11 protein-coding genes are annotated in these 11,533 nt (G+C 68.9%); 3 read left to right on the plus strand and 8 right to left on the minus strand.

What is annotated here, in order from left to right:
- Positions 1-27 precede the first annotated feature (27 nt).
- Positions 28-1,506, plus strand: coding sequence for a CAP domain-containing protein (locus tag ACPYO4_RS16040; protein ID WP_425709281.1), 1,479 nt, complete (start codon positions 28-30; stop codon positions 1,504-1,506).
- Between the two features lie 312 nt (positions 1,507-1,818).
- Here the strand turns inward: ACPYO4_RS16040 and ACPYO4_RS16045 are convergent, their stop codons facing one another.
- The 8 genes from ACPYO4_RS16045 to ACPYO4_RS16080 form a co-directional block, all read right to left on the minus strand.
- Positions 1,819-2,610 (minus strand): cytochrome c biogenesis CcdA family protein, encoded by a 792-nt coding sequence (locus ACPYO4_RS16045; RefSeq protein ID WP_425710257.1) that lies wholly within the window; start codon positions 2,608-2,610, stop codon positions 1,819-1,821.
- Entirely contained in the window at positions 2,607-3,170 is a 564-nt protein-coding gene (locus ACPYO4_RS16050) for a TlpA family protein disulfide reductase (protein ID WP_425710258.1), read from the minus strand. The genes ACPYO4_RS16045 and ACPYO4_RS16050 overlap by 4 nt, the downstream gene beginning before the upstream one ends.
- Before the next feature lie 277 nt (positions 3,171-3,447).
- Positions 3,448-3,762, minus strand: a complete 315-nt coding sequence (locus ACPYO4_RS16055) for a metal-sensitive transcriptional regulator (protein ID WP_425710259.1) — start codon at positions 3,760-3,762, stop codon at positions 3,448-3,450.
- A gap of 50 nt (positions 3,763-3,812) precedes the next feature.
- Positions 3,813-5,990: a heavy metal translocating P-type ATPase gene (locus ACPYO4_RS16060; protein ID WP_425710260.1), complete on the minus strand. Its 2,178-nt coding sequence runs from the start codon at positions 5,988-5,990 to the stop codon at positions 3,813-3,815.
- A 103-nt stretch (positions 5,991-6,093) separates the two neighbouring features.
- Positions 6,094-6,363, minus strand: coding sequence for a hypothetical protein (locus ACPYO4_RS16065; RefSeq protein ID WP_425710261.1), 270 nt, complete (start codon positions 6,361-6,363; stop codon positions 6,094-6,096).
- A 33-nt stretch (positions 6,364-6,396) separates the two neighbouring features.
- Positions 6,397-8,721 carry a heavy metal translocating P-type ATPase gene (locus ACPYO4_RS16070; RefSeq protein WP_425710262.1) on the minus strand — a complete coding sequence of 775 codons (2,325 nt, stop codon included), beginning with the start codon at positions 8,719-8,721 and terminating at the stop codon, positions 6,397-6,399.
- Positions 8,711-9,727, minus strand: coding sequence for a heavy-metal-associated domain-containing protein (locus ACPYO4_RS16075; protein WP_425710263.1), 1,017 nt, complete (start codon positions 9,725-9,727; stop codon positions 8,711-8,713). The genes ACPYO4_RS16070 and ACPYO4_RS16075 overlap by 11 nt, the downstream gene beginning before the upstream one ends.
- A 1-nt stretch (position 9,728) precedes the next feature.
- Entirely contained in the window at positions 9,729-9,941 is a 213-nt protein-coding gene (locus ACPYO4_RS16080; protein ID WP_425710264.1) for a heavy-metal-associated domain-containing protein, read from the minus strand.
- A gap of 388 nt (positions 9,942-10,329) precedes the next feature.
- Between ACPYO4_RS16080 and ACPYO4_RS16085 the strand changes: the two genes are divergently transcribed.
- Together ACPYO4_RS16085 and ACPYO4_RS16090 are read left to right on the plus strand one after the other, a co-directional pair.
- Complete coding sequence (locus ACPYO4_RS16085; protein WP_425710265.1) at positions 10,330-10,791, plus strand: DUF6153 family protein; 462 nt, start codon at positions 10,330-10,332, stop codon at positions 10,789-10,791.
- A gap of 112 nt (positions 10,792-10,903) precedes the next feature.
- Positions 10,904-11,494: a DUF305 domain-containing protein gene (locus ACPYO4_RS16090; protein WP_425710266.1), complete on the plus strand. Its 591-nt coding sequence runs from the start codon at positions 10,904-10,906 to the stop codon at positions 11,492-11,494.
- Positions 11,495-11,533: the final 39 nt, after the last annotated feature.

The raw sequence follows: 11,533 nt of genomic DNA on the forward strand, positions 1-11,533 counted from the left end.
TTCCGATAACGAGGAGAACCGACCGACGTGTTTGCACCCCCGCGCGGCCGCCACGCCCGGCGCCGCACCCTCGCCCCCCGGGTCGCCACCGCACTCCTGACCGTCGCCGCCGCGAGCGCGACCGTCACGACCGCCCAGGCGGCCGAGGCGCCCTCGGGCGTCCGCACCGTCAGCCCCGTCATCCGCACCGACGCCGGCTGGCAGAACCAGGTCGCCAACGCGATCGCCGCCCAGACCAACGCCTACCGCGCCGCCAACGGCCTGTCCCAGCTCACGCGCACCGGGTCCATCGACTCGGTCGCGCAGTCCTGGTCCAACCACCAGGCGAGCATCGGCTCGATGGTCCACCGCGGCGACTACGGCCGGTCGGCCGTGCCCGCCGGATCGACCGGCACCTCGGAGATCCTGTCCTGGGGCATCTACCCGGACCACCAGGCCGACTACTTCATGAGCCAGTGGCGCAACTCGCCGGTGCACAACAACATCCTGCTCACGGGGTCCTACACGCACTTCGGCGTCGGCGTGGCGGTCTCGGGGGACGGACGCGTGTTCGCCACCCAGAACTTCGCCACCTACCCGGGCGGCGGCCCCGGCGGCTCGACCCCCGCGCCGGCCGAGCCCGCGCCCGCGGAGCCGGCCCCGGAGCCCGAGACCGCGCCCCAGCCCGAGGCACAGCCGCAGGACGAGACCGAGGCGCAGAACGACCAGGTGGCCCCGGACACCGATGCCGCGCGCGAGGCGGACGCCGCCTCCCGCGACGCCGCGCGCACCGAGCCGGAGCCGGCCCCCGAGCCCGAACCCGAGCAGCTGCCCGGCACGCCGCGCTTCCTGCTCTCGGACGAGCTCGCCGGCGACGCCGCGCACAGCTTCCTCTACGGCGTCGAGGGCGACGAGATCTTCGTCGGCGACTGGGACGGCGACGGGTCCGACTCGATCGCCGTGCGCCGCGGGAACGAGATCCACCTGACGAACACCCTCGGCACCGGACCCGCCGAGCAGGTCGTCCGGCTCGGGGAGCCGGGCGACGAGATCGTCCAGGGCGACTTCGACGGCGACGGCACGGACACGTTCGCGGTCCGTGACGGCAACGTCCTGCAGATCATCAACGACCTCGAGAACCCGGGCGAGATCGAGCTCGCCGCCTTCGGTGCCGACGGGGACACGCTCCTCGTGGGCGACTTCGACGGCGACGGCACGGACACGTTCGGCATCCGACGCGGCTCCGACGTCATCTGGACGAACGATCCGACCGGCGCAGGCGTGGACGGCGAGATCTCGCTCGGCCGCGACGGTGACCTCGTCCTCGTGGGCGACTGGGACGGCGACGGCGCGGACAGCCTCGCCCTCCAGCGTGGCGCCGACTTCTTCGTGACGAACGAGATGGCCTCCGACGCCGAGGTGATCGAGACCCGCTACGGGCGCGACGGCGACGTCGCCGCGTTCGGCGACTGGGACGGCGACGGCGCGGACAGCCTCGGGGTCGTCCGCATCGAGCAGACCCGCTGATCCACGCTGGGCGGGCCGTCCTCTGTCGGTCCGCCCAGCGCTCCTTAGCAGCGGGACCCGACGGGGTCACCGGTCCATCGGACTGGTGACCCCGTCGTCGTTGACGGGACTGAGTCGTCCCGGCGCCGCGGGCAGGTGTCGGCACGAGCGCTGCGGGTGGCGCCGGTGGGTCAGCTGCTGCGGCGTGGGCAGGGCCGGTGAGCACGGAGAGAAAGGTCCTGTCACGGGCACGAGGTCAGTGAGGCGAAGGGGCCTGACTGTGGTCGACGCTCCTATCCCATCCTCAGCAGGCGGTGAAGGTACTCCTGACAGTCAGACGATGGTCTGGAAGTTGGCGGCGAGGCCCTGCAGGTAGCCCGAGATCCAGTTCCAGAGCCCGGTGATCATCGCCAGTCCGAGCAGGACGAGGAGCCCGCCGCCGAGGCGCTGGAAGGTGAGGCGGTGGCGCCGTAGGAACTTCAGCGCCCGGGTGGAACGGGACAGCAGCATCGCTCCGGCGACGAACGGGATCCCCAGCCCGAGACTGTAGGCGAACACGAGGATTCCGCCGCGGGCGGGATCGGCCTCGCTGAAGGCGAGGCTGAGCACCGCGGCCAAGGTCGGTCCCATGCAGGGGGCCCAGCCCAGCCCGAAGACGACGCCGAGCAGCGGCGCGCCCCAGAGGCCCTGCCGGGGGGTCAGGTGCAGGCGCCGCTCGCGCTGCATGAGGGGGACGTAGCCCATGAAGGCCAGGCCCATGAGCACCACGAGGACACCCAGGATGCGGGTGATCATGTCCAGCCAGGGAGCGAGCAGGATCCCCAGCCAGGCGAAGATGACGCCGAGCAGGACGAACACGGCGGTGAAGCCGGCGACGAACAGCAGTACCCCGGCCAGCAGGCGCCGGTCACGAACCTTGGTCTGCTGCCCGCCGGCCAGCTGCGCACCCGGGGTGGTGGCTCCGGCCATGCCGCCGAGGTAGCCGACGTAGCCGGGCAGCAGCGGCAGCACGCACGGGGAGGCGAAGGAGATGAATCCGGCCAGCGCGGCTACGGGCAGCGCGGCGAGCATGGGGCCGGTGAGCACGGTGCTGGCGAAGAACGAGCCGACCTGGTCCCAGCTCATGCGTCTTCGGCCCTCTCGGCGAGCGTGTCGTCGATGAGGCCGCGCAGGCTGGTGGGGTCGAACTCGCCCATGATGCGGGCCGCGACCCGCCCCTGGCGGTCCAGAACCACGGTCGTGGGCATGGCCTGCAGGGGCACGAGGCCCTGGAAGGCGGCCACGGCACGTGCGCTCTGGTCATGGATGGAGGGGTAGGGGATCTGGAAGGTACGTTCGAAGGCCTGGGCGGTGGCCGTGTCATCGCGTGGGTTGACTCCGAGCAGGCGGACCCCTTGGTCCTGGTAGTCCTCGGCGATGGCCTCGAGGGCTGGCGCCTCGGCCCGGCACGGCGGACATGCGGCATACCAGAAGTTGACCACCGCCACCTCCCCGCGCCAGTCGGTCAGGTCGATGCTCTCCCCGGTGTAGCTCGTGCCCGTCATCTCGACCGGTGCACCGCGCTCGTCGGGCGTCCACAGCGACAGGGACCCGTCACCGGACACGTAGCCTGCGCCGGCCACCTCGGCGGGACTGCCGCCGCTGCCGGGTGCGCATCCGGCCAGCGTGATGGCAAGGGCGAACACGGTCGCTACGACAGCGCGCAGCCGTCCCGGGCCGCGACGAGCCTGTTGGTCGGGATCTGGGTGTGGACGAGGGGCAGGCATTATCCGGAACGTCTCTTTCACGGTTGACATGGGACAGGGCAGCGAGGTCTGCCCGGGCGTCCAGAACTGAGCGCAGACGAGCGTTGGGCGTGGTCGGTGTGCCGGAGCCCGGCGTTGTGATGAGCACGATGACGCAGCGGCGAAGGACCCCACGACCGTGCACCCACAACCGCGCGGGTCGTATCCATGCCGCGCCTCAGGACTTCACGAGGCGACTGATGGCTTCGGAGGCTTCCTTGAGCTTCTCGTCAGCGTCGGCGCCGCCGGCCTTGGCAGCCCGGACGACGCAGTGCTTGAGGTGGTCGTCGAGGAGGGCCAGGGCGACGTTCTCCAACGCGGAGGTGACGGCGCTGATCTGGGTGAGGATGTCGATGCAGTAGGTGTCCTCGTCGATCATGCGGTGGATTCCACGGGCTTGTCCCTCGATGCGCTTGAGACGAGCCAGGTAGCGGTCCTTATCGCTGATGTATCCGTGGTCAGCTTCGGTTGCTGTCGCGGTGGTGGTGTCCATCGTGTCTTCTCCGGATTCGTGCGGTCTCTGCTACGACAGCAGACGGGTGCTCATTCGGTCGTGGCCTGGTCAAGGATCTTCGCCGTGCTGGACGCGGGGGTGAGATCGAGGCGCCGCAGCAGCTGGGCATTGAGTGCAACGACGACGGTGGAGGCCGACATCAGGATTGCGCCGATGCTCATCGGCAGTACGAACCCGATCGGTGCGAGCACACCGGCGGCCAGGGGTACCGACATCAGGTTGTACCCGGCGGCCCACCACAGGTTCTGCTTCATCTTGCGGTAGCTGGCGCGGGAGAGGTCGATGACGGACAGCACCGAGCGCGGGTCGGAGGAGGCCAGGATGACTCCGGCGGACCCGATGGCTACGTCGGTACCGGCACCGATGGCGATGCCGACATCGGCCTGGGCGAGCGCAGGGGCGTCGTTGACGCCGTCACCGACCATGGCGACCTTCCTGCCTTCGTCCTGGAGCTCGGCGACCTTGGCAGCCTTGTCCTCTGGCCGCACGCCGGCGAAGACCCGGTCGATGCCCAGCTCGCGCGCGACGGTGTCGGCGACGGCCTGGGCGTCCCCGGTGATCATCACGACCTGGGCGCCGGCGGCGTGAAGGGCGTCGACAGCATCGTGGGATTCGGGGCGGATCTCATCGGCCAGACGTAGCGCCCCGATGACCTCGCCGTCGGCCAGGACGTGGAGGATGATCGCCCCCTCGTTCCGCCACTGGTCGGCGACCGGCAGTTCGTCCAGCCCGTGCTGGTCGAGCAGGTAGGGGCCACCGACCTCGACCACGGAGCTGTCGACGGTTGCCTTGACCCCGACCGCCGGCGAGGAGGAGAAATCCTGAGCCTTCGCGACTGGAACCTCGCGGGCACTGGCTGCGCCGACGATGGCCCTGGCCAGGGGGTGCTCGCTGTCGGACTCCGCAGCCGCGGCCAGCGCCAGAACGTCCTCGGCACTGCGGTTCCCGACCGGTTCGATGGCGGTGACGGTGGGCTCGCCCTTGGTCAGCGTTCCGGTCTTGTCGAACAGCACGGAATCGACGGTGCGCATCGATTCCAGGGCGAGCCTGTCCTTGACCAGCACGCCCCCGCGGGCTGCGCGCTCGGTGGCGATGGACACCACGAGGGGGATCGCCAGACCGAGTGCGTGCGGACAGGCGATGACCAGGACGGTGATGGTGCGCACCACCGCGGCGTCCGGCAGCCCGATCAGCGACCAGATGACCGCGGTGATCAATGCGGCGCCGAGGGCGAACCAGAACAGCCAGGCAGCGGCGGTGTCGGCGATCCTCTGTGCGCGCGAGGACGAGGCCTGCGCGTCGGAGACAAGTTTCTGGATGCCCGCCAGGGCGGTGTCGTCACCGGTGGCAGTGACCTCGACCCGCAGCCCGGAGTCGGTGGCGACAGTGCCGGCGACGACCTGCTCACCGATCTCGCGGCGTACCGTCTTCGATTCTCCGGTGACCATCGACTCATCCATGGAGGCCGACCCGTCGACGATCTTTCCATCGGCGGGTACCGAAGAGCCGGGACGGACGACGACGACGTCGCCGACCACGAGATCGCCGGGGGAGACCGTCACGACCTCGTCGCCGTCAACCTTCTCGGCCTCGTCCGGGAGGAGCGCTGCCAGGGAGTCGAGGGCGGAGGTGGTCTGCGCCAGGGAACGCATCTCGATCCAGTGGCCGAGCAGCATGATGTCCACCAGCAGCGCCAGTTCCCACCAGAAGTTCAGCTCATGGTCCAGGACGCCCAGGCTCGCACCCCAAGAGGCGAGGAACGCCACGGTGATGGCTAGGCCGATCAGCAGCATCATCCCGGGCTTGCGGGCGCGGAGCTCCGAGACCGCGCCGGTGAGGAACGGCTGGCCGCCCCAGACGTACATCACGGTTCCCAGGACCGGCGACACCCAACGGACCCATCCTGCCTCGGGCAACGGGTACCCGATGAGATCGGCGAACATGTCGTTGAACCCCACCACGGGCACGGCGAGGACCAGCATGATCCAGAACAGGCGTCGGAACTGCGCGACATGGTCTCCGTGACCCGCGTGCCCGCCATGTCCGTGATCGCCGTGTCCACCGTGGTTCCCGTGCGCCTCGGAGTGATCCGAGGCCTCGTCATGTCCCTGGGTGTGGGAGTGGTGGCCAGCATGCGGATCGGACCCGTGGTGCCGCGTGTCGTCGGGCGTCGAGGGTGATCGTGTTGAGTGGTCGTGGTGGCTCATGGTCGCCTCTTTCGTGTGTCCTCCAGGCTGGGAATGGAGCCTGAGCGAAGGGCCCGCGCTCTGCGAGGACGTGCGTCGAAGGAGCGCGGGAACGGATGCGGCCTCAGCCCACCGTCGCGTATCGATCGGGGTCGGCGTCGAACAATGGGCCGCAGGACGCGCAGCACAGCCAGTACCGCTGGCCGTTGTGATCGCGGACCAGACCGGCGTTCTCAGCTTCTGCCTTGACGACCGGGGTGCCGGCCATCACGGGGCACTCGGCCATCTCCTCAGCGGAGGTCTGTGCGACGGCGTCGGCGCTCGGCGCGTGTCCACAGCAGCTGCCTCCACTCGACGAAACGTCGGTCAGGTTCAGGTTCTCGTGTGCAGTCATCGGGTGTCCCTTCCTGTTGCGTGATGACGACGGTCAGACGTTCACCGGCTCACGGGCCGGTGCCGTGCCAGCAGGAGCCGCCGCGCTCTCGTCGTCCGCGCGGGCCGTGAAGGTCCGCAGCCGCAGGCTGTTCGACACGACGAACACCGACGACAGGGCCATGGCCGCTCCGGCGAGCATCGGGTTGAGCAGACCGAAGGCGGCCAGTGGGATCGCGGCGGTGTTGTAGGCGAAGGCCCAGAACAGGTTGGTCTTGATCGTGCGCAGCGTCCGCCTAGCCAGCCGGATGGCGTCCGCAGCGGCGCGCAGGTCCCCGCGCACCAGGGTGATGTCGGCGGCCTCGATCGCCACGTCGGTGCCGGTGCCCATCGCTAGACCCAGGTCGGCCTGGGCCAGGGCGGGGGCATCGTTGACGCCGTCGCCGACCATCGCGACAACCTTGCCCTCGTCCTGGAGCCGGGCGACGACACCGACCTTGTCCTTGGGTAGGACTTCGGCGATGACTTGCTCGATGCCGACCTCGGAGGCGACCTGCTCGGCCACGGACTGGTTGTCGCCGGTCAGCAGCACCGGCGTCAGTCCGAGTTCCTTGAACTGGGCGACGGCCCGGGCACTGGTGGGCTTGATCTGATCGGAGACGACCAGGACCCCACGGGCGGCGCCGTCCCATCCGACCGTGATCGCGGTCTTGCCCTGGGCCTCGGCGGCCCGCTTGGCCGAACGCAGGCTCTCGTCCACGTGCATCGACCAATCGGCCAGGAGCGACTCCCGGCCAGCGACCACTGCGTGGCCGTCGATGACGCCCTGCACACCTTGCCCCTCGACATTGTCGAAGGACTCCGGCGCAGGCAGGTCCCCGACCTCGCTGGTGGCGGCGGCCGCGATGGCTTGGGCGATCGGGTGCTCGGAGTAGTCCTCCAAGCCACCGGCCAGGCGCAGCAGCTCGGCTCGATCGCCCCCGTCGGCGGTGATGACATCGGTGAGGGTCATCTTCCCGGTCGTGACGGTGCCGGTCTTGTCGAGCACGATCGTGTCGACCTTGCGGGTCGATTCGAGGGTCTCGGGGCCCTTGATGAGCACCCCCATCTGCGCACCGCGACCGGTGCCGACCAGCAGTGCCGTCGGAGTGGCGAGGCCCAGGGCGCAGGGGCAGGCGATGATGAGCACCGCCACGGCGGCGGTGAAACCTGCCGACAGGGGGAACCCGGCGCCGATCCACGCGCCCAGGGCTGCAACGGCGATCGCGATCGCGATCGGCACGAACACCCCGGAGACGCGGTCGGCGAGGCGCTGGATCTCGGCCTTGCCCGATTGAGCGTCCTCGACCATCTTTGCCATCTGCGCCAGCTGCGTGTCCGAGCCCACCCGAGTGGCCTTCACCACGAGCCGGCCGCCGGCGTTGACGGTCGCCCCGGCCACGGTGTCGCCTTCGCCGACCTCGACGGGAACGGATTCGCCGGTGAGCATGGAGGCGTCGATCGCGGACTTGCCGGAGCTGATCGTTCCGTCGGTGGCGATCTTCTCCCCGGGCCGGACGACAAACTCCTCGCCTACGGCCAGCTCCTCGACGGAGACCCGCTGCTCCCTTCCATCGCGCAGCACCGATACTTCTTTCGCCCCAAGCTCCAGCAGGGCGCGCAGGGCGGCACCGGCGCGGCGCTTGGAGCGCTTCTCGAAGTAGCGGCCGAGCAGGATGAACGTGATCACCCCGGCTGCCACCTCGAGATAGATGTGTCCGAGCCCGTCGGAGCGAGAGATGGTCAGCTCGAAGGGGTGAACCGTGCCGGGCTGGCCGGCGGTGCCGAAGAACAGGGCCACGCTCGACCAGAGCATCGCCGCGGTCGTGCCCACCGAGATGAGGGTGTCCATCGTCGCCGCGCCATGGCGCAGGTTCATCCACGCCGCCTTGTGGAAGGGCCAGCCGGCCCACACCACGACCGGAGCGGCGAGCACCAGTGACGCGAAGCCCCAGTAGTCGAACTGCAGGGCGGGAATCATCGCCATGGCGATCACCGGCACCGCGAGGATGGCAGAGCCGATGAGCCGCTGGCGCAGCGAACGCAGCTCGGCGTCCGCGGCAGACTCACCCTCCTCGCCCGGGCTCTGATCGGAACCCTTGGTAGGGGTCGGGAGTGCGGCCGTGTACCCGGTCTTCTCGACTTCGGCGACCAACAGCATCGGATCGAGATCGTCGGGGCCCGTGACGCTGGCCTTCTCGGTCGCGTAGTTCACGCTGGCGGTGACGCCGTCGAGCTTGTTGAGCTTCTTCTCGATCCGGTTCGCGCACGAGGCGCAGGTCATGCCACCGATCTGCAGCTCGATGCTGGCGATGCCCGTGCTGGTGTTCTCAGTGGTCATGGCCGTCTCCGCCCTCATTCTCGTCAGCGTTTCCCGGCTCCTGGCCGGGACGCCCGTCCTCGGAGCGCTCCCCGCCGCGGGGGCCTTCGCCTGGGTCGGTGGTCGTGTCGATCACCAGCGGCGCGGTGTGGACCTCGCCGTCGATCTGGAAGTCGAGATAAAGCAGGTACCTCCCAGGCGTGGGCGCGGTGGCCTCGAACACGATCTCGGGTCCGGAGGTCTCCCCAGCCTGGGGTTCGTCCCCGTGCGGGTGGACGTGCAGGTAGGCCAGGTCCCCGTTACGAAGGGCAACCAGGTGACCGAATGCGCCCAGGTAGGGCTCCAGTTCGGTGACCGGCTCGCCGTCACGAGTGATGGTCATGGTCAGCTCGGACGCCTCACCTGCGGTGAGGCTGCCCTCCACGCTGACGTCGAAGCCGCCCACGGTCGTCTCGGTAACCGGCTCGGTCGCCGGTCCCGGGTTGTAATCGCCGGCCACCTGGACCGAGGTCGAGAGCGTGAGGCCCTCTCCGGTGTCTGCGGGGACAAAGTCCGCGAAGACCCGGTAGGAGCCAGCTCCGTCCCACTGCCAGGGGATCGACCAGGTGCCCTCGTCATCCATCTCGGGGTGCACGTGGCGGAAGTGCTGCCCGTCAGCACGGACGGCGATCAGGTGCAGCTCCTGCTCGTGCTCCACCTCGAAGTCCGTCACCGCCATGCCGTCCGGGCCGGTCACGGTCAAGGACAGCTCGCCCTCGCTGGTCGTGTCGGTCGGCGCGATCACGGCGGCCAGCCGGTAACCCCCCTGGGCCAGGCTCAGGCCCAGTGACGACACTCCGGCCTCGCGACCGTCCTGCTCGACGGCGTTCATCAGACCTTCTCCGTCGTGGTGGGCGGTGTCGTCGGTGTCGTGCGTCCAGCCCTGCACGGTCTCCTCGGAAACCACCGCGTTCGCTACGAATCCAGCCACAGCGAACACAGCCACCAGGAGCAGCCCGTACAGGCCGAGCCGCGCAGGCGCCTTCATGTCAGCTCCTGACGGCGGCGTAACCAGCCTCATCGACTGCGGCGATCACCGCGGCATCATCTACCGGCCCATCGGCCGTCACAGCCAGGTGGCCGGTGGCCGCGCTGACGTCGATGCCGGTGACGCCGGGGACCTCGCCTACCTCGGCGCGGACCGCGCTCTCGCAGTGTCCGCAGCTCATGCCAGTCACCTGGTACTCGGTCGTGGTTGCCATGGCTTCCTACTCCTTCATCTGTGTACGACGACCGTCACCCTATACCCCTAGCGGGTATCAATCAATTGTTGGAGCCGCCACGTTCTGCCTCGACCCCGATGACGCGCCGCGGTTCATCTAGGCGATCCTGTTGCCGGCGTTCACTGCCTCCGCGACTCAGGAAGGAACGCGGTGAGCAGCTCCGCGATCGCGATCACCGGCGAGGGTCACCGCACGCCCGGTAACAACACCCGGCCTGTCTCCATCGACCCGCTGTTCACCGTCCGTCACCTCGGCGATACCACGGTTGCGCTGACCGGGGCCGACACCGCCAGTGGTGCTCCTGCACATGAGTCAGGTGTCCGGGCGGCTTGTGGTCGACCACAGGGGCGGTCGGTAACCTGGCCCGATGGTGTCCGTGCCGGCGACGCGATCCGAGAGAGCCCCTCGGGGCATCTTCCGGCGCCTCCTCTGGGGTGGTCTGCTTGTTGCCGGGATCATCGTGGGCCTGGTCGCCATGCATACGCTGAACCTGCATGGCACTCCGACTGCCCAGGCGCCCGCAGCCATCTCAGTTTCCGCCCCTGAGGCCGGAGAGGCCCACCACGCGGCAGTAGGGCAGCAGACATCCAGCGACACGGCCAAGAATCACGAGGGTGCGTGTGCGGACTGCGGCGCCAGCGACCATCTAGAGATGGCGATGGCGTGTGTGCTCGCGCTTCTGCTCGCGCTGCTCGTCCTGATGCCGCCGCGTCTCCTCCCTGGATGGATGCACAGCAACCCACGATCAGATCATCCCCAGGTCCGCCTCACCGTCCGAGTGCCACTGAGGGCACCGTCCTTACACGTTCTCTGCATCAGTCGCACGTGAGGGGCCGGTGAACCCGGCGCGTCCCAGAACGCCCAGGGTTCCCCACCTCACTCACGCGATGCCATCGAGGTTCGCGTGCCATCCAAGCGACTGTTGATATTGGAGAACACTGATGACTACCCGAACTGCGGCGACCGCTGCGCTCGCCCTCGCCGCTGCCTTGGTACTGGCCGGCTGCTCCGCCGGGAGCGAGGACGACTCGACGCCGGTCACGGAAGACGACTCGACCGAGCAAGCAGCAGGCGTCAACGATGCGGACGTGATGTTCGCATCGATGATGATCGTCCACCACGAGCAGGCCATCGAGATGAGCAACATCGTCCTCGCCAAGGACGACGTCGACCCGGAGGTGGCGACGTTGGCCGAGGAGATCAAGGCGGCCCAGGGCCCCGAGATCAACCAGCTCAATGGTTGGCTCGATGACTGGGGCGTCGACCCGGACGAACGCGAGATTGACGGGATGGACCACGGCGACGGAATGATGTCCGAGGAGGATCTCGCCGCCCTCGAAGCGGCCAGTGGCACCGAGGCGTCGCGCCTGTTCCTGGAGCAGATGATCGTCCATCACGAAGGAGCGGTCGAGATGGCCCAGACCCAGGTCGAGGACGGAAGCGACCCGGCTGCGATCGAGCTCGCACAAACGATCATCGACGACCAGACCGCAGAAATCCAGGAGATGGAAGACCTCTTGGCCTCCCTCTAACGCTCCGTCCGGGCCGGTGTCGGAACGCTCGAGCGTTCC

It is taken from the genome of Georgenia sp. Z1491 (assembly GCF_049856175.1).
Lineage (GTDB): Bacteria > Actinomycetota > Actinomycetes > Actinomycetales > Actinomycetaceae > JB111.

Bases quoted from the DNA above. Each gene is read 5' to 3' on its own strand.
- ACPYO4_RS16055 (WP_425710259.1), bottom strand. From the start codon at position 3,762: ATGGACACCACCACCGCGACAGCAACCGAAGCTGACCACGGATACATC.
- ACPYO4_RS16075 (WP_425710263.1), bottom strand. From the start codon at position 9,727: ATGAAGGCGCCTGCGCGGCTCGGCCTGTACGGGCTGCTCCTGGTGGCT.
- ACPYO4_RS16070 (WP_425710262.1), bottom strand. From the start codon at position 8,721: ATGACCACTGAGAACACCAGCACGGGCATCGCCAGCATCGAGCTGCAG.
- ACPYO4_RS16065 (WP_425710261.1), bottom strand. From the start codon at position 6,363: ATGACTGCACACGAGAACCTGAACCTGACCGACGTTTCGTCGAGTGGA.
- ACPYO4_RS16045 (WP_425710257.1), bottom strand. From the start codon at position 2,610: ATGAGCTGGGACCAGGTCGGCTCGTTCTTCGCCAGCACCGTGCTCACC.
- ACPYO4_RS16080 (WP_425710264.1), bottom strand. From the start codon at position 9,941: ATGGCAACCACGACCGAGTACCAGGTGACTGGCATGAGCTGCGGACAC.
- ACPYO4_RS16085 (WP_425710265.1), top strand. From the start codon at position 10,330: ATGGTGTCCGTGCCGGCGACGCGATCCGAGAGAGCCCCTCGGGGCATC.
- ACPYO4_RS16090 (WP_425710266.1), top strand. From the start codon at position 10,904: ATGACTACCCGAACTGCGGCGACCGCTGCGCTCGCCCTCGCCGCTGCC.
- ACPYO4_RS16060 (WP_425710260.1), bottom strand. From the start codon at position 5,990: ATGAGCCACCACGACCACTCAACACGATCACCCTCGACGCCCGACGAC.